The organism is Pseudomonas sp. NFACC42-2, from assembly GCF_900116055.1.
In the GTDB taxonomy this organism is placed as follows: Bacteria; Pseudomonadota; Gammaproteobacteria; order Pseudomonadales; family Pseudomonadaceae; genus Aquipseudomonas; species Aquipseudomonas marginalis.
The window spans coordinates 36,834-52,900 of record NZ_FOZO01000014.1 but is presented as its reverse complement, the minus strand read 5'-3'; the positions used below and the strand labels follow the sequence as shown (position 1 = coordinate 52,900).

At 62.1% G+C, this 16,067-nt stretch carries 16 protein-coding genes; 9 read left to right on the top strand and 7 right to left on the bottom strand.

Going from position 1 to position 16,067, the window contains the following annotated elements:
* Window positions 1–52: 52 nt before the first annotated feature.
* Complete coding sequence (locus tag BM416_RS21845; protein ID WP_065938111.1) at window positions 53–433, bottom strand: DUF423 domain-containing protein; 381 nt, start codon at window positions 431–433, stop codon at window positions 53–55.
* Window positions 434–507: 74 nt separating this feature from the next.
* On the opposite strand from BM416_RS21845, the gene mtgA reads away from it, so the two are divergent.
* Complete coding sequence (gene mtgA / locus BM416_RS21840; protein WP_092489430.1) at window positions 508–1,230, top strand: monofunctional biosynthetic peptidoglycan transglycosylase; 723 nt, start codon at window positions 508–510, stop codon at window positions 1,228–1,230.
* Between the two features lie 46 nt (window positions 1,231–1,276).
* On the opposite strand, the gene rpoH is transcribed toward mtgA, so the two are convergent.
* From rpoH to ftsY, 4 genes are all read right to left on the bottom strand, one after another.
* A complete protein-coding gene (rpoH, locus tag BM416_RS21835) occupies window positions 1,277–2,131 on the bottom strand; it encodes an RNA polymerase sigma factor RpoH (RefSeq protein WP_092489429.1) in 855 nt (284 codons plus the stop codon).
* Window positions 2,132–2,260: 129 nt separating this feature from the next.
* Window positions 2,261–3,283, bottom strand: a complete 1,023-nt coding sequence (ftsX, locus tag BM416_RS21830) for a permease-like cell division protein FtsX (RefSeq protein ID WP_065923857.1) — start codon at window positions 3,281–3,283, stop codon at window positions 2,261–2,263.
* On the bottom strand, window positions 3,280–3,951 hold the full coding sequence (ftsE, locus tag BM416_RS21825) for a cell division ATP-binding protein FtsE (protein ID WP_003213784.1): 672 nt from the start codon (window positions 3,949–3,951) through the stop codon (window positions 3,280–3,282). The genes ftsX and ftsE overlap by 4 nt, the downstream gene beginning before the upstream one ends.
* Window positions 3,948–5,327 carry a signal recognition particle-docking protein FtsY gene (ftsY, locus tag BM416_RS21820; RefSeq protein WP_092489428.1) on the bottom strand — a complete coding sequence of 460 codons (1,380 nt, stop codon included), beginning with the start codon at window positions 5,325–5,327 and terminating at the stop codon, window positions 3,948–3,950. The genes ftsE and ftsY overlap by 4 nt, the downstream gene beginning before the upstream one ends.
* 232 nt (window positions 5,328–5,559) lie before the next feature.
* Here ftsY and BM416_RS21815 point away from each other — a divergent pair, with 232 nt between their 5' ends.
* The 4 genes from BM416_RS21815 to BM416_RS21800 all read left to right on the top strand — a co-directional run bounded on the left by BM416_RS21815 (window position 5,560) and on the right by BM416_RS21800 (window position 10,072).
* On the top strand, window positions 5,560–6,915 hold the full coding sequence (locus tag BM416_RS21815) for a M16 family metallopeptidase (protein ID WP_065923859.1): 1,356 nt from the start codon (window positions 5,560–5,562) through the stop codon (window positions 6,913–6,915).
* On the top strand, window positions 6,908–8,398 hold the full coding sequence (locus tag BM416_RS21810; RefSeq protein ID WP_092489427.1) for a M16 family metallopeptidase: 1,491 nt from the start codon (window positions 6,908–6,910) through the stop codon (window positions 8,396–8,398). The genes BM416_RS21815 and BM416_RS21810 overlap by 8 nt, the downstream gene beginning before the upstream one ends.
* Window positions 8,398–9,015 carry a 16S rRNA (guanine(966)-N(2))-methyltransferase RsmD gene (gene rsmD / locus BM416_RS21805; RefSeq protein ID WP_027606107.1) on the top strand — a complete coding sequence of 206 codons (618 nt, stop codon included), beginning with the start codon at window positions 8,398–8,400 and terminating at the stop codon, window positions 9,013–9,015. Before BM416_RS21810 ends, rsmD begins: the two co-directional genes overlap by 1 nt.
* A gap of 61 nt (window positions 9,016–9,076) precedes the next feature.
* The gene (locus tag BM416_RS21800; RefSeq protein ID WP_092489426.1) at window positions 9,077–10,072 is read left to right on the top strand and encodes a hydrolase; all 996 of its coding nucleotides are present in this window, start codon (window positions 9,077–9,079) and stop codon (window positions 10,070–10,072) included.
* Between the two features lie 57 nt (window positions 10,073–10,129).
* Here the strand turns inward: BM416_RS21800 and BM416_RS21795 are convergent, their stop codons facing one another.
* Together BM416_RS21795 and BM416_RS21790 are read right to left on the bottom strand one after the other, a co-directional pair.
* Complete coding sequence (locus tag BM416_RS21795) at window positions 10,130–10,984, bottom strand: sulfurtransferase (RefSeq protein ID WP_092489425.1); 855 nt, start codon at window positions 10,982–10,984, stop codon at window positions 10,130–10,132.
* Between the two features lie 33 nt (window positions 10,985–11,017).
* Window positions 11,018–11,689: a TetR/AcrR family transcriptional regulator gene (locus BM416_RS21790; protein WP_092489424.1), complete on the bottom strand. Its 672-nt coding sequence runs from the start codon at window positions 11,687–11,689 to the stop codon at window positions 11,018–11,020.
* A 146-nt stretch (window positions 11,690–11,835) separates the two neighbouring features.
* On the opposite strand from BM416_RS21790, the gene BM416_RS21785 reads away from it, so the two are divergent.
* The 4 genes from BM416_RS21785 to coaD all read left to right on the top strand — a co-directional run bounded on the left by BM416_RS21785 (window position 11,836) and on the right by coaD (window position 16,064).
* Window positions 11,836–13,263 carry a coniferyl aldehyde dehydrogenase gene (locus BM416_RS21785; RefSeq protein WP_092489423.1) on the top strand — a complete coding sequence of 476 codons (1,428 nt, stop codon included), beginning with the start codon at window positions 11,836–11,838 and terminating at the stop codon, window positions 13,261–13,263.
* Between the two features lie 28 nt (window positions 13,264–13,291).
* The gene (locus tag BM416_RS21780) at window positions 13,292–13,837 is read left to right on the top strand and encodes a twin-arginine translocation pathway signal protein (RefSeq protein ID WP_092489422.1); all 546 of its coding nucleotides are present in this window, start codon (window positions 13,292–13,294) and stop codon (window positions 13,835–13,837) included.
* Window positions 13,838–13,874: 37 nt separating this feature from the next.
* Window positions 13,875–15,470 carry a GMC family oxidoreductase gene (locus tag BM416_RS21775; protein ID WP_092489421.1) on the top strand — a complete coding sequence of 532 codons (1,596 nt, stop codon included), beginning with the start codon at window positions 13,875–13,877 and terminating at the stop codon, window positions 15,468–15,470.
* 114 nt (window positions 15,471–15,584) lie between these two features.
* Window positions 15,585–16,064 (top strand): pantetheine-phosphate adenylyltransferase, encoded by a 480-nt coding sequence (coaD, locus tag BM416_RS21770; protein WP_003176711.1) that lies wholly within the window; start codon window positions 15,585–15,587, stop codon window positions 16,062–16,064.
* Window positions 16,065–16,067 lie beyond the last annotated feature (3 nt).

The following is a 16,067-nucleotide window of genomic DNA, read 5'->3' as shown; positions in this document are numbered from 1 at the left end:
TTTAGGGGCCAGCATTCTAGCTCGATTGGCACCTGAAGGTCAGCTCCAAGCGTCAAGCGGTCAGTTGCATGCGCCAGGCCGCCAGGCCCAGGAAGAACCAGCCCAGCAGGAACGCCAATCCGCCGAAGGGCGTGATGATGCCGAGTTTGCTGATCCCCGTAGTGGTCAGCACGTACAGGCTGCCGGAGAACAGCAGGATACCGACGACAAAGGACACGCCCGCCCACGTCACCAGGCGCCCCGGGATGTGCGCCAGCAGCAGCGCCACGCCGAACAGCGCCAGGGTGTGCACCAACTGATAGGTCACGCCGGTGTGAAAGATCGCCAGGTACTCGGCGCTCAGGCGGCTTTTCAGGCCATGGGCGGCGAACGCACCGAGGGCGACACCGGTGAAGCCGAAAAAGGCAGCCAGCATCAGAAAGCTACGCAGCATGAGGAACTCCAGTCAGACTCATTGGGCAGGGTCTGTATAATGGCCCGCTCAACGGGTTCGGCCAAGCCATCTCTATGCTGCGTGTCCTCTTCAAACGCTTTCTCACCGTCGTGAAATGGTTTGCCATTGGCAGTGTTCTGCTGGTGCTGCTGTTCCGTGTCGTCCCGCCGCCCTTCACCGCGCTGATGGTGGAGCGCAAGGTCGAATCCTGGTTCGACGGCGAACCCATTGACCTGCAACGCACCTGGGTGCCGTGGGACGAGATCTCCGACGACCTGAAAGTGGCGGTGATGGCCGGTGAAGACCAGCGTTTCCCGCAGCATTGGGGCTTTGATTTCGGCGCGATCCAGGCGGCGCTCCTGCACAACGAACGCGGCGGTTCGATCCGTGGCGCGAGCACGCTGAGCCAGCAAGTGTCGAAAAACCTGTTCCTGTGGGCGGGTCGCAGTTATTTGCGCAAAGGCATGGAGGCCTGGTTTACCGGGCTGATCGAGGTGTTGTGGCCCAAACAGCGGATTCTTGAGGTGTACCTCAACAGCGTGGAATGGGATGAAGGCGTGTTTGGCGCGGAAGCGGCGGCGCGACATCACTTTGGAGTGAGCGCTAAGGGGTTATCGCGGCAGCAGGCCAGCTACCTGGCGGCGGTGTTGCCTAATCCACGGGTGTGGAGTGCCAGCCATCCGACCGCGTATGTGGCGCGACGGGCAGCCTGGATTCGCCAGCAGATGAGCCAGCTGGGCGGAGAGGGTTACCTGGTGGAGCTGAACAATTCCCGCAAAGCGCCTTGGTCCGACTGATACAACACAAAACAAATGTGGGAGGGGCTTACCCCCTCCCACATGTTCAGGCGGCGATCGACAACTTCAGCTTGTTCATCGCGCTTTTCTCAAGCTGGCGAATGCGCTCGGCCGACACGTTGTACTTCTGCGCCAGGTCGTGCAGCGTGGCTTTTTCTTCCGCCAGCCAGCGCTGGTAGAGGATGTCACGGCTGCGATCGTCCAGCACTTCCAGCGCTTCGTGCAGGTTGTGGTTGGAGTTGTCGCTCCAGTCGGCGTCTTCCAGTTGACGCGCCGGGTCGTACCGGTGGTCTTCCAGGTAGTTGGCCGGCGATTGGAAAGCGCTGTCGTCGTCCGCTTCGGCGGCCGGGTCGAAGGCCATGTCATGGCCGGTCAGGCGGCTTTCCATCTCGCGCACTTCACGGGGCTCCACGCCGAGGCTTTCGGCCACGCGGTGGACTTCCTCGTTGTTCAGCCACGCCAGGCGTTTTTTCTGGCTGCGCAGGTTGAAGAACAGCTTGCGCTGGGCCTTGGTGGTCGCGACTTTCACGATGCGCCAGTTGCGCAGGATGAACTCGTGGATTTCCGCCTTGATCCAGTGCACGGCAAACGACACCAGGCGCACGCCCATCTCAGGGTTGAAGCGCTTTACAGCCTTCATCAGGCCGACGTTGCCTTCCTGGATCAGGTCAGCCTGGGCCAGGCCGTAGCCGCTATAGCTACGGGCGATATGTACGACAAAACGCAGGTGGGCGAGCACCATCTGCCGAGCCGCCCCCAAATCCTTCTCATAGTAGAGACTCTCGGCCAGTTCACGCTCCTGCTCGGGCGTCAGCAATGGAATGCTGTTGACCGTGTGCACATAGGCTTCCAGGTTCGCACCCGGGACCAAGGCATAAGCAGGTTGCAAAGAAGTGGTCATACGAAAAAACCTCCGACTCACATAACTCGTGCAGTTCAGCACTGCGAAAATTGACCGGGAACCGTAGGACAAGTTCCCTAAACCACTGATACGGTCAATACAAACGAAACCACATTACCCTGACATTAACTACTTCGGCGCCAGCTCGCGTAAATGCCGTGCGACCGCAATCCAGGCACCGATATAACCCAACAATACCGCGCCAAGCAAGAGCGACAGACCATCGGCAACCGGCACCCCGGCCAGGGCAAAATCGCTGCCGTACAAGCCGGCAAGCCCGACAACCGCGTCGTTCAGCCAGTTCAGGCCGAACGCCAGCACGCCCCAGGACAAAATCCCCGCACCCAGGCCATAAAGCGCACCCATGTACAGAAAAGGCCGACGCACATAGCTGTCCGTGCCGCCGACCAGTTTAATCACTTCTATCTCGGTGCGACGGTTTTCAATATGAAGACGAATGGTATTACCTATCACCAAAAGTAATGCAGACACCAACAGCACTGTCAGGCCGAACACAAACCGATCGCCCAGCTTGAGGATCGCCGCCAGGCGCTCTACCCAGACTAGATCAAGTTGCGCCTGTTGCACCTTCGGCATCTCTGCGAGTTTTTGTCGCAGGGCTTCAAGGCCCGCCTTGTCGACTTCATTCGGCGTCACCAGCACCACGCCCGGCAGCGGGTTCTGCGGCAGCTCTTTCAGCGCCTCGCCCAGACCGGACTGTTGCTGGAACTCCTCAAGGGCCTGGTCGCGGCTGACGTACTCGGCGTCCGCGACGCCCGGCATGTTCTTGATATCGTCCCGTAGCGCTTCGCCTTCCTTGGTGCTGGCATCGAGGTTCAGGTACAGGGAAATCTGTGCCGCACGCTGCCAGGAACCGCCCAGGCGCTCGACATTATTAAGCAGCAGCGACAAGCCCATCGGCAGGCTCAGGGCCACGGCCATCACCAGGCAGGTAAAAAAGCTGCCGATCGGCTGCTTGCCCAGGCGACGCAGGCTGTCCAGCAGGCTGGCGCGATGGCTTTCGATCCAGGCGCGCAGCAGGGTGCTGAAGTCCGGGCCGTCATCGTCGTCGTGTTTTTTCTTTTTCGGCTGCGGATCAGCCGGTTTCGGCGCCACGCGCTCGGAAACCTTGGGGCTACGTGTTGCACTCATACGCCAGCCTCCCCGTCACCGATCAGGCGACCGCGTTGCAGGGTCAGCATGCGATGGCGCATGCGGGCGATCAGCGCCAGGTCATGGCTGGCGATCAGTACGCTGGTGCCCAGACGGTTGATGTCTTCGAATACGCCCATGATCTCGGCCGCCAGGCGCGGGTCGAGGTTACCGGTGGGTTCGTCCGCCAGCAGCAAGGCCGGGCGGTGGACGATGGCGCGGGCAATGCCGACGCGCTGTTGCTGGCCGGTGGACAGGTCGCCGGGGTAGAGGTCGGTCTTGTCCGACAGCGCCACGCGCTCCAGGGCCGAATCCACACGCTTGACGATTTCGGCCTTGGACAGCCCAAGAATCTGCAACGGCAGGGCAATGTTGTTGAACACCGTGCGATCGAACAGCAACTGGTGGTTCTGGAACACCACGCCGATCTGGCGGCGCAGGAACGGGATCTGCGCATTGCTGATGGTAGCCAGGTCCTGGCCCGCCAGCAGCAACTTGCCCGTGGTCGGGCGTTCCATGGCCAGCAGCAGGCGCAACAGCGTACTTTTGCCGGCCCCCGAGTGACCGGTGACAAACAAGAACTCGCCGCGGCGCACTCGAAAGCTCAGCTCATGCAAGCCCACATGCCCGTTGGCATAGCGTTTACCGACCTGTTCGAATCGAATCATGAACGCTCCCGCTCGGCAAACAGTGCCTGGACAAAGGGTTCGGCTTCAAAGGTGCGCAGGTCGTCGATGCCTTCACCGACGCCGATATAACGAATCGGCAACCCGAACTGCTTGGCCAGGGCGAAGATCACGCCACCTTTGGCCGTTCCGTCGAGCTTAGTCAAGGCCAGGCCGGTCAGTTGGACCGTCTGGTTGAATTGCTTGGCCTGGCTGATGGCGTTCTGCCCGGTACCGGCGTCCAGCACCAGCAGCACTTCGTGTGGGGCGTCTGCGTCGAGCTTGCCGATCACGCGGCGGACTTTCTTCAGCTCTTCCATCAGGTTGTCTTTGGTGTGCAGGCGACCGGCGGTATCCGCGATCAGGACGTCGATGTTACGGGCCTTGGCGGCTTGCACGGCGTCGAAGATCACCGAGGCGGAATCGGCACCGGTGTGCTGGGCGATGACCGGGATCTTGTTGCGCTCACCCCAGACCTGCAATTGCTCGACGGCAGCGGCGCGGAAGGTGTCGCCGGCGGCGAGCATGACTTTCTTGCCTTCCGACTGCAGCTTCTTGGCCAGTTTGCCGATGGTGGTGGTCTTGCCGGCGCCGTTGACGCCCACGACCAGGATCACGAACGGCTTGTTCGGGGTGATCACCAGCGGTGCTTCCACGGGTTTGAGCATCGCCGCCAGCTCGGCCTGCAAGGATTTGTAGAGAGCGTCGGCATCGGTCAACTGCTTGCGCGCGACCTTCTGGGTCAGGCTCTGGATGATCACGGCGGTGGCTTCGACGCCCACGTCGGCGGTCAGCAGGCGGGTTTCGATGTCTTCCAGCAGCTCATCGTCGATCACCTTCTTGCCGAGGAACAGGCTGGCCATGCCTTCGCCGATGCTGGCGCTGGTCTTGCTCAAGCCTTGCTTGAGGCGGGCGAAGAAGCCGGTCTTGCTGGTTTCGGTGGGAGCGACGGGCGCTTCGACGACGGCGGGAGCGGCAACCACCGGCTCCACTAGCACAGACACGGGGGCGGGAGCTTCGACAACGACCGGCTGTGGCTCAACGGTCACCGGAATCGGCGGCACCACATGCTCGGCCTGCACATCTTCAACCAGCGCCACAGGCTCTTCAGGCACCGGCAGCTCAGGCCACGGCTTGTGTTCGGGCTCAGGCTCCACCTCGGCCACCGGCTGCAACACCGGCTCAGCCATCGGCAACACCACCGGCGCCGGTGCTTCGGCAACGGGCTCGGCTTCTACTATAGGCTCGGGGATCGGCTCAGCTTGAACCTGTGGCTGTTCAGCGACGGTTTCCTGCGGCTTTTTGCGCAGCCATCCGAACAGGCCTTTCTTCTCGCCAGCCGCAGCTGGGGTCTTCTTGTCGTCGTTGGAACCAAACATGGAGACGGCTATCTCAAGGTAGCGACGCGCCAAGGGGCGCATCGGTAAATAAAATTCGATGCGTAACAGACTGTTTTTTAGCCAGCTCGTTCATGCGCAACATTTTGTAAGGCCTAAATAGGGCCTCAACAAGACAGCCGCAGTGGCCGTCCCTAGGTCGGATCAGTATCCTAGCACCTCCTCGCCCGCCGACGCTAAGACCAAGCGGGCAGCCCAACAGGTTTAAAAACGAATGAATGCTCTAGCCCGCCACGCCGCAGGCCTGCTGTTCAGCACAGTTTGTCTGCCCCTTTCAGCCTTGGCTGCCGACCCACAACCCACCCATGAATTCACCCTGGATAACGGCCTCAAGGTGGTCGTGCGCGAAGACCATCGCGCGCCGGTGGTGGTTTCCCAGGTCTGGTACAAGGTCGGTTCGAGCTATGAAACCCCGGGCCAGACCGGTTTGTCCCACGCCCTGGAGCACATGATGTTCAAGGGCAGCGCCAAGGTCGGCCCCGGCGAAGCCTCGCTGATCCTGCGTGACCTGGGGGCCGAAGAAAACGCCTTCACCAGCGATGACTACACCGCCTACTACCAGGTGCTGGCCCGTGACCGCCTGGGCGTTGCCTTCGAACTGGAAGCCGACCGCATGGCCAGCCTGCGCCTGCCGGCCGACGAGTTCAGCCGCGAAATCGAGGTGATCAAGGAAGAACGCCGCCTGCGCACCGACGACAACCCGATGTCCAAGGCCTTCGAGCGCTTCAAGGCGATGGCTTTCCCGGCCAGCGGCTACCACACACCGACCATCGGCTGGATGGCCGACCTCGACCGCATGAAGGTCGAGGAACTGCGCCACTGGTACCAGTCCTGGTATGTACCGAACAACGCCACGTTGGTGGTGGTCGGCGACGTCACCCCGGACGAGGTAAAAAACCTGGCCCAGCGCTACTTCGGCCCGATCCCCAAGCGTGACGTACCGCCCGCCAAGATTCCGATGGAGCTGGCCGAGCCCGGCGAGCGCCTGCTGACCATGCATGTGCAGACCCAATTGCCGAGCGTGATCCTGGGCTTCAACGTACCTGGCCTGGCCACCGCCGAAGACAAGCGTTCGGTCCAGGCCCTGCGCCTGATCTCAGCCCTGCTGGACGGCGGCTACAGTGCGCGTATTTCCGAGCAACTGGAGCGGGGTGAAGAGCTGGTATCCGCCGCGTCCACCAACTACGACGCCTACACCCGGGGCGACAGCCTGTTCACCCTCTCGGCCACCCCGAACCAGCAGAAGAAAAAGACCGTTGCCCAAGCCGAAGCCGGCCTGTGGCGCCTGCTGGAAGAGCTGAAGGCCAAGCCACCGACCGCCGAAGAACTGGAACGCATCCGTGCCCAGGTCATCGCCGGCCTGGTGTACCAACGCGATTCCATCACCAGCCAGGCCACGGCCATTGGCTCCCTGGAAACCGTGGGCCTGTCCTGGAAACTCATGGACACCGAACTGGCCGACCTGCAAAGCGTGACCCCGGAAGATATCCAGAAGGCCGCGCGCACCTATTTCACCCGCGAACGTCTGAGCGTCGCCCATGTTTTGCCTGAGGAGACCGCTCATGAGTGATCGCAAAAGCAGCCGCCTGATCCTGCCGGGCCTGATCGCCGTCACCCTGGTCGCGGCGAGTGCCGTGTATTTCCTGCGCCCGAGTGAGTCCGTTGCCAGCCAGGCGCTGGACAAGGCTCAATCGGCCAACAAACTGCAATCCCTGGCGGAGCTGGACGGCAAGGCGCCGACCAACCGCAAGCTCGACGTGCAAACCTGGACCACCGCCGAAGGCGCCAAGGTGCTGTTTGTCGAAGCCCATGAACTGCCGATGTTCGACATGCGCATCCTGTTCGCCGCCGGTAGCAGCCAGGACGGCAACGTGCCGGGCCTGGCGCTGATGACCAACGCCATGCTCAACGAAGGTGTACCGGGCAAGGATGTGAGCCAGATTGCCAGTGGTTTTGAAGGCCTGGGCGCCGACTTTGGCAATGGCGCTTATCGCGATATGGCGCTGGTGTCCCTGCGCAGCCTCAGCGACAGCGCTAAACGCGAGGCCGCCCTGGCGCTGTTTGACGAGGTGATCGGCAAGCCGACCTTCCCCGCCGATTCCCTGGCGCGGATCAAGAACCAGATCCTCGCCGGCTTTGAATACCAGAAGCAGAACCCCGGCAAGCTGGCGAGCCTGGAGCTGTTCAAGCGCCTGTACGGCGATCACCCCTACGCTCACCCGAGCGAAGGCACGCCGCAAAGCGTTCCGAAGATTACCCTCGCGCAGCTGCAGGCGTTCCACGCCAAGGCTTATGCGGCGGGTAATGCGGTGATTGCCGTGGTCGGTGACTTGACCCGCGCCGAAGCCGAAGCGATGACGGCCAAAGTGTCCGCTTCGCTGCCCAAGGGCCCGGCCATGGCGAAAATCGCCCAGCCAACCGAGCCCAAGGCCGGCCTGAGCCATATCGAGTTTCCGTCCAAACAGACTCACCTGCTGTTCGCCCAATTGGGCATCGACCGCGCCGACCCGGACTACGCCGCCCTGTCCCTGGGCAACCAGATCCTCGGCGGCGGCGGCTTCGGCACCCGCTTGATGAGCGAAGTGCGCGAGAAACGTGGCCTGACCTATGGGGTGTATTCCGGCTTCTCGCCGATGCAAGTGCGTGGCCCGTTCATGATCAACCTGCAGACCCGCGCCGAAATGAGCGGCGGCACCCTGCGCCTGGTCGAAGACGTGCTCGCCGACTACCTCAAGACCGGTCCGACGCAAAAGGAACTGGATGACGCCAAGCGCGAGCTGGCCGGCAGCTTCCCGCTGTCCACCGCCAGCAACGCCGATATCGTCGGGCAGCTGGGCGCCATGGGTTTCTACAACCTGCCGCTGAGCTATCTGGAAGATTTCATGAAACAATCCCAGGCCCTGACCGTAGAGCAGGTCAAGGCGGCCTTGAACAAACACTTGAGCGCCGACAAGATGGTCATCGTGACCGCCGGCCCAACGACTGCGCAAAAGCCACTACCGCCCCCCACTGATAAACCTGCCGAGCAGCCGCTCGGGGTTCCGGAGCATTAATGGCCAGTTCATCTCGCCCGAAAAAACCTGTCCACAACGTGCATAACGGTGTGGGCCAGCTGCGCATCATTGGCGGCGAATGGGGCAGCCGCAAGCTGAGCTTCCCCGACGTCGTGGGCCTGCGCCCGACGCCGGACCGCGTACGTGAAACCCTGTTCAACTGGCTGGCGCCGTACATTGCTGGCGCCAAGGTGCTGGACCCGTTCGCCGGCAGTGGCGCGCTGTTCCTGGAGGCGCTGTCCCGTGGCGCGGCCCAGGCCCAGGCGCTGGATGCGAGCAATGTCGCGGTGTCCAGCCTCAAGGAACACCTGGGCACCCTGCGCTGCACCAATGGCCAGGTGCAGACCGCCGACGCCCTGCGCTACCTGGAAACCCAGGCGCCCAGTGCCTACGACGTGGTGTTCCTCGACCCACCGTTCAACCAGAACCTGTTGCCGACCGTGTGCGCCTTGCTCGAAGAGCGCCAATGGCTGGCACCGGACGCGTGGATCTACACTGAAAGCGAGACCGCGCCGTCTACCCTGGGCTTGCCGGGCGCCTGGCGCCTGCACCGGGAGCAGAAATCCGGTCGTGTGTATTACGCGTTGTGGCATCGATTGGTCGAAAGCGTCGCTTAAAATCTGTGGTGAGCAAGCCCGCTCACCACAGACAGTGAGTTAGCTCAAAACTGAGAGTGTCATGACACCGTCCTCCGACCTGTTCACCCCCGCCTTCGGCCTCGGCAACCCTCACCTGCAAACCCTGTGGGGGCCGCTGTGGCGCCCGACTACCCATATCGAACGCCAACGCGAACGCCTGTGGCTGGAAGACGGCGACTTTCTCGACCTCGACTGGCATGGCCCGCATGACGCGCAGGCGCCGTTGGTGCTGGTGCTGCATGGGCTGACCGGCTCATCCAATTCCCCCTATGTGGCCGGCCTGCAAAAAGTCCTCGGCGCCCAAGGCTGGGCCAGTGCGGCCTTGAACTGGCGCGGCTGTTCGGGCGAGCCCAACCTGTTGGCACGCAGCTATCACTCAGGCGCCAGCGAAGACCTCGCCGCCGCGATTGCGCACCTGCGCGCCAAGCGGCCGTTGGCGCCGCTGTATGCGGTGGGTTATTCGCTGGGGGGCAATGTGCTGCTCAAGCACCTGGGGGAAACCGGCGAGGCGTCCGGGCTGCAAGGCGCAGCGGCGGTGTCGGTGCCGTTTCGCCTGGACCAGTGTGCGGACCGCATCGGGATAGGTTTCTCGCGGGTTTACCAAAAGCACTTCATGGGTGAAATGCTCGCGTATATCCGCGTCAAACAAAGCCGTTTTTTACAGGATGGCCGTGCGGACGGGCTGAAAACCCTGGAAGCGCTTGGCTCGCTGGAGAAGATGCGCACCTTCTGGGACTTCGACGGCCGGGTTACCGCGCCGCTGCATGGGTTCTTGAGTGCCGAGGACTATTACCGTCGCGCGTCGAGTCGCTACTACCTGGGCGCGATCCGCACGCCGACGCTGATTATCCAGGCGGCCGACGACCCGTTCGTATTCGCCCACAGCTTGCCCGAGGCCAGCGAGCTGTCGGCGTGCACCGAGTTTGAGCTGACGACCAAGGGCGGGCACGTGGGCTTCGTCGATGGCTCGCTGAAACGCCCAGGCTACTACCTGGAGCGGCGCATCCCACAATGGTTATTGGCACGACACGGTTAAACATGTGGGAGGGATAAGCCCCTCCCATATTAGGATTGGGTTTACACGGCCGGGAACTCAGTCACCCGTAGCGATTTTCCGCGTCGGATCGGTAATCCACTCGCTCCACGACCCCGCATACAACTTGCCCAATGGGTAACCCGCCAGGCTCAGGGCGAACAGGTTGTGACAGGCCGTCACGCCCGAGCCGCAATACGCCACCAGTTCCTCCGGCGAGCGCCCCTGCAACTGCGCGGCGAAGCGCTGCTTGAGTTGCTCGGCCGGCAGGAAACGCCCGTCACTGCCCAGGTTTTCGTTGAACGCCGCACATTGCGCACCGGGGATATGCCCGGCAATCGGATCAATGGGCTCAACTTCACCGCGAAAACGCGCTTGGGCGCGGGCATCGATCAGGGTCAGGCCGGGTTGGCCCAGACGTTTTTGCAGGTGTTCGGCATCCAGCAGCAGGTGATTGTCCGGTGTACCGGCAAACGTCCCGCGCTCGACGACCGGCGCATCCAGGCTCAACGGGAAACCCGCCGCATGCCAGGCCTTGAGCCCCCCATCCAGGATAAATACGCCGTCGCGCTTGCCCAGCCAGGCCAGCAACCACCAGGCGCGGGCGGCATAGGCACCAGGACCGTCGTCGTAAAGCACCACGTCGGTATCGGCACTCACACCCCAGGCCCGCAGTTGCTCGGCAAAGGTGCCCGCCGCCGGCAACGGGTGACGACCGGTCACGCCCTTGATCACCGGCCCGCTGAGATGGCGCTCAAGATCAGCATATTGCGCACCGTCGATATGCCCTTCAGCGTAGCTGCAACGCCCGTAATCCGGGTCTTCCAGGGCAAAACGGCAATCCAGGATCACCAGCCCCGCCGACGTCTGGCGCTCGGCCAATTGCTGGGGGCTGATCAGTTGGGCAAGCGGCATGATGGACTCCTGTGAACAGATTCGGGAAAGGTCCTACTTCACTTCTTCCAGTGCCTGGTTCAACGGCACGTAAAACTCTTTGAACAGTGCATCCACCGCCCCTTTTGCCTGGGGCGTGACAAAGCCCGCCTCCAGCACCAGCACCTGATAAACACCGCGCTTGATGGCTTCGGCACTCAGGTGGGCGGAGTTTTCATTGGTGGTGCACAGGAAACGCACCCAGGAAGTGAGGATGATCCAGGCATTGAGGGTCAGGGCTTCGGTTTGCACCGGGTCCATATTCAGGATGCCTGCATCGACAAACCCCTGGTAGATGGCGCCGCCCTGGATCAGGCAACGCTGGGAAAAACGCCGATAGCCGGTGGCCAGCTCCGGGTCGCTCTCCAGCAGGTGTTCAAGGTCGCGGTGCAGAAAACGGTAGCGCCACATGCCGGCCAGTACGGCCTGGAGATAAAAGCGCTTGTCCTCCACGACCATTGCACGCCCCTGGGGCGGACGCAGGAAACTGTCCACCAACGCTTCATATTCGCGAAACAGCACGGAGATGATCGCTTGCTTGTTGGGGAAGTGGTAGTACAGGTTGCCCGGCGAAATTTCCATATGGGCGGCGATATGGTTGGTGCTGATACTGCGCTCGCCCTGCTGGTTAAAAAGCTCCAGGCTGGTTTGCACAATACGCTCGCTGGTCTTTACTCGTGGTGCCATAGGGGAATCAGCTTCTGTACACGTGATAGGGCATCTTACGGCCTATCCTTGCCAGGATAAATCTGCATGTTGCTGCAATGTTATTTGACAATTTAGAGCAATGACTCTAAAAATCCACGCAGACCAATAACAATCGGTGCTGCGCCATGTCTGCCAACGTTGCCTACCTGCAAGATGCCCAGGCGCTGGATCAACTCCAGGACCTGTTCGACGCCCAACGCCGCGCCTACGCCGCCAACCCGATGCCGCCAGCTGCACAGCGCCAGCAGTGGCTCAAGGCCTTGCGGGATGTGCTCAGTGACGAGCGCCAGGCACTGATCCATGCGATCAGCCAGGATTTCAGCCAGCGCAGCGCCGACGAAACCCTGTTCGCCGAACTGATGCCCAGCCTGCATGGCATTCACTACGCCAGCAAACATCTAAAAGGCTGGATGAAACCTTCCCGCCGCGCTGTAGGCCTGGCCTTCCAACCCGCGTCAGCCAAAGTCATTTACCAACCCCTGGGCGTGGTCGGCGTGATCGTGCCGTGGAACTACCCGCTGTACCTGGCCATCGGCCCACTGGTCGGTGCGTTGGCGGCAGGCAACCGGGTGATGCTCAAGCTCAGCGAATCCACGCCCGCTACCGGCGAACTGCTCAAGGCGTTACTGGCGAGGATTTTCCCCGAGGACCTGGTGTGCGTGGTGCTCGGCGAGGCCGAGGTGGGCATGGCGTTTTCCAAGCTGCGCTTCGATCACCTGCTGTTTACCGGCGCGACCAGTATCGGCAAGCACGTAATGCGCGCCGCTGCCGAACACCTCACGCCGGTCACCCTGGAACTGGGCGGCAAGTCGCCGGCCATTGTCTCCGCCGACGTACCGCTCAAGGACGCCGCCGAACGCATCGCCTTCGGTAAAGCCTTGAACGCCGGGCAAACCTGCGTGGCCCCGGACTACGTGCTGGTGCCGGAGGAACGCGTGGAGGGTTTCGTCGAGGCCTACAGCAAGGCGGTTCGCGGGTTTTATCCGACGCTGGCCGACAACCCGGACTACACCGCCATCATCAATGAACGTCAATTGGCCCGACTCAATGCCTACGTCAAGGACGCCACCGACAAGGGCGCCACCCTGATCCCGCTGTACGACCAGGGCCAGGCACGGCGCATGGCCCATAGCCTGCTGCTGAATGTCAGCGATGACATGACCGTGATGCAGGACGAAATATTCGGCCCGGTGCTGCCGATCGTGCCTTATCGCGGCATCGACCAAGCCTTTGCCTACATCAACCAGCGCCCTCGCCCGCTGGCCCTGTATTACTTCGGCTACAACAAGCGCGAGCAGGACCGCGTCCTCCACGAGACCCATTCCGGCGGTGTCTGCCTGAACGACACCCTCCTGCACGTGGCCCAGGACGACATGCCCTTTGGCGGCATCGGCCCCTCGGGCATGGGCCACTACCACGGCCATGAAGGGTTCCTGACGTTCAGCAAGGCCAAGGGCGTGCTGGTGAAACAGCGCCTGAACGCGGCGAAATTGATCTACCCGCCCTACGGCAAATCGATCCAGAAACTGATCCAGAAGTTGTTCGTCCGCTGACACCGCCACCCACGGGATAACAATAACAATGAACCCTAGCCTGACTGATTCACCCGCGCTGTCGCGGCGCGGCGTCTTGAAAATCGGCCTATGTGCCGGCGCCTTCCTGGCCACGGCCGGGCTGGGCGCCAGCCTCAGCGGCTGTTCCAGCAGCACCCCGGCCAGCGGCTTTGCCATGTTGCGCAGCAGTGACCTGCCGTTCCTGCGCGCGGTGATCCCGGTGCTGCTCGAAGGCGTGGCCAGCGCCCAGGATGTGGTCGCCGGGATTGAAGACACGTTGAAAAAACTCGACTACAGCCTGCAGCACCTGTCGCCGGAGATGTTCAAGCTCACCCAGCAGTTGTTCGATGTGCTCGGCATGGGTATTACACGCGGCCCGTTGACCGGCATCTGGGGCAGTTGGGAAAACGCCAGCGCGGAACAGATCCGCAACTTCCTGTACCGCTGGGAAAACAGCTACCTGAACCTGCTGCGCATGGGCCAGGGCTCGCTGCTCAAGCTGGTGATCATGGCCTGGTACTTCCGGCCCGCCGCCTGGGCGCATTGCGGCTACCCCGGCCCGCCGAAGATCTGATTCGCATCCCTCACAATAAAAACAAGAGACGACCCTGATGCCCGTACCCGATCTGTTCCGCGACGGCCTGGCCCGCGGCTGGAAAACCCACAATGGCGCCGCCCTCGACAGCGACCTCACCCTGGAAGCCGACGTGGCCATCATCGGCAGCGGCGCCGGTGGCGGCACCACTGCCGAGATCCTCAGCGCCGCCGGCTACAAAGTGCTGTTGATCGAAGAGGGCCCGCTCAAGACCAGCAGCGACTTCAAGCTGCTGGAGGACGAGGCCTATGCCAGCCTGTATCAGGAAGGCATCGGCCGCATGAGCAAGGACGGCGCCATCACCATCCTGCAGGGTCGCGCGGTGGGCGGTACCACGCTGATCAACTGGACCTCCAGCTTCCGTACCCCGGACGCCACCCTCAGCCACTGGGCCAGCGAGTACGCGGTAAAAGGCCACAGCAGTGCAGAGATGGCACCGTGGTTCGAAAAGATGGAGCAGCGCCTGGGCATCGCACCATGGGCCATCCCACCGAATGCCAACAATGATGTGATCCGCAAAGGCTGCGAAAAGCTCGGCTACAGCTGGCATGTGATCCCGCGCAACGTCCGCGGCTGCTTCAACCTGGGTTATTGCGGCATGGGCTGCCCGGTCAACGCCAAGCAGTCGATGCTGGTGACCACCATCCCGTCGACCCTGGAAAAAGGCGGCGAGCTGCTGTACCTGGCCCGCGCCGAGCAGCTCAAATACAGCGGCGACACCATCAGCAGCCTGGAATGCGTAGCGATGGACGCGCGCTGCGTGGCGCCTACCGGACGCAGGATCAGCGTGAAGGCCAAGCATTACGTGCTGTCGGGCGGCGGCATCAATAGCCCGGCGCTGCTGATGCGCTCGGATGCCCCCGACCCGCATTCGCGGCTGGGCAAGCGCACCTTTCTGCACTTGGTGAACTTCTCCGCCGCATTGTTCGACGAGGTGATCAACCCGTTCTACGGCGCGCCGCAGTCGATCTACTCCGACCATTTCCAGTGGCAGGACGGCACCACCGGCAAAATGTCCTACAAGCTTGAGGCGCCGCCCTTGCATCCAGCATTGGCCAGCACCTTGTTCGGCGGCTATGGCACGCAGAACGCCCTGGACATGGGCCAATTGCCGCATACCCACGCCATGCTCGCGCTGTTGCGTGACGGCTTTCACCCCGACAGCCAGGGCGGCAGCGTGGATTTACGCGGTGACGGTACGCCGGTGCTCGACTATCAGGTCTCGCCCTACGCCTGGGATGGCCTGCGCCGGGCCTTCCACAGCATGGCCGAGATCCAGTTCGCGGCGGGCGCCAAGTCGGTCAAGCCCATGCACCATGACGCACGGTTCGTGAACACCTTGGCCGAGGCACGCAGCGTCATTGAGGGTTTGAATCTGGAATTGCACCGGACAACCCTGGGCAGCGCCCATGTGATGGGCGGCTGTGCCATGGGCGAAGATCCCAAAAATGCGGTGGCTGACAGCCTCGGTCGCCATCACCAATTGCGCAACCTGTCGATCCACGACGGTTCGTTATTCCCCACCAGTATTGGGGCCAACCCGCAATTATCGGTGTACGGATTAACCGCTCAACTGGCGACAGCCTTGGCCGAACGTCTGAAAACAGCGTGAAAAAACACGCTATTCACGGTGTCTATACGGCTTTCTTATGCATAAGTTGACTTGGCCGACCGGGATGGCTGCGATACCATCCGGTTCCCCAACGGACTCCGCCAGGACGACGCGATGAACCGAGTGTTGTACCCAGGTACCTTCGACCCGATTACCAAAGGCCATGGCGATCTGGTCGAACGCGCCTCTCGTTTGTTCGACCATGTGATCATCGCAGTCGCGGCCAGCCCCAAGAAAAACCCGCTGTTTCCCCTGGAACAGCGCGTGGAGCTGGCGCGTGAGGTCACCAAGCACCTGCCCAACGTGGAAGTGGTGGGCTTTTCCACGTTGCTCGCGCATTTCGCCAAGGAGCAGAACGCCAATGTGTTCCTGCGTGGCCTGCGCGCGGTGTCGGACTTCGAATACGAATTCCAGCTGGCCAACATGAACCGCCAACTGGCGCCGGACGTGGAAAGCCTGTTCCTCACGCCGTCGGAACGTTATTCGTTCATTTCCTCGACGTTGGTCCGTGAAATTGCCGCTTTGGGCGGGGATATCACCAAGTTCGTGCATCCGGCCGTGGCTGATGCGCTGACGCTGCGCTTCAAGAAGTAATGT

Coding starts and splice junctions, on each gene's coding strand:
- BM416_RS21795 (WP_092489425.1), bottom strand. CDS start 10,984: ATGCCGCTTGCCCAACTGATCAGCCCCCAGCAATTGGCCGAGCGCCAG.
- BM416_RS21815 (WP_065923859.1), top strand. CDS start 5,560: ATGAATGCTCTAGCCCGCCACGCCGCAGGCCTGCTGTTCAGCACAGTT.
- BM416_RS21845 (WP_065938111.1), bottom strand. CDS start 433: ATGCTGCGTAGCTTTCTGATGCTGGCTGCCTTTTTCGGCTTCACCGGT.
- BM416_RS21800 (WP_092489426.1), top strand. CDS start 9,077: ATGACACCGTCCTCCGACCTGTTCACCCCCGCCTTCGGCCTCGGCAAC.
- rpoH (WP_092489429.1), bottom strand. CDS start 2,131: ATGACCACTTCTTTGCAACCTGCTTATGCCTTGGTCCCGGGTGCGAAC.
- BM416_RS21810 (WP_092489427.1), top strand. CDS start 6,908: ATGAGTGATCGCAAAAGCAGCCGCCTGATCCTGCCGGGCCTGATCGCC.
- mtgA (WP_092489430.1), top strand. CDS start 508: ATGCTGCGTGTCCTCTTCAAACGCTTTCTCACCGTCGTGAAATGGTTT.
- ftsX (WP_065923857.1), bottom strand. CDS start 3,283: ATGAGTGCAACACGTAGCCCCAAGGTTTCCGAGCGCGTGGCGCCGAAA.
- ftsE (WP_003213784.1), bottom strand. CDS start 3,951: ATGATTCGATTCGAACAGGTCGGTAAACGCTATGCCAACGGGCATGTG.
- rsmD (WP_027606107.1), top strand. CDS start 8,398: ATGGCCAGTTCATCTCGCCCGAAAAAACCTGTCCACAACGTGCATAAC.
- BM416_RS21790 (WP_092489424.1), bottom strand. CDS start 11,689: ATGGCACCACGAGTAAAGACCAGCGAGCGTATTGTGCAAACCAGCCTG.
- ftsY (WP_092489428.1), bottom strand. CDS start 5,327: ATGTTTGGTTCCAACGACGACAAGAAGACCCCAGCTGCGGCTGGCGAG.
- coaD (WP_003176711.1), top strand. CDS start 15,585: ATGAACCGAGTGTTGTACCCAGGTACCTTCGACCCGATTACCAAAGGC.
- BM416_RS21780 (WP_092489422.1), top strand. CDS start 13,292: ATGAACCCTAGCCTGACTGATTCACCCGCGCTGTCGCGGCGCGGCGTC.
- BM416_RS21775 (WP_092489421.1), top strand. CDS start 13,875: ATGCCCGTACCCGATCTGTTCCGCGACGGCCTGGCCCGCGGCTGGAAA.
- BM416_RS21785 (WP_092489423.1), top strand. CDS start 11,836: ATGTCTGCCAACGTTGCCTACCTGCAAGATGCCCAGGCGCTGGATCAA.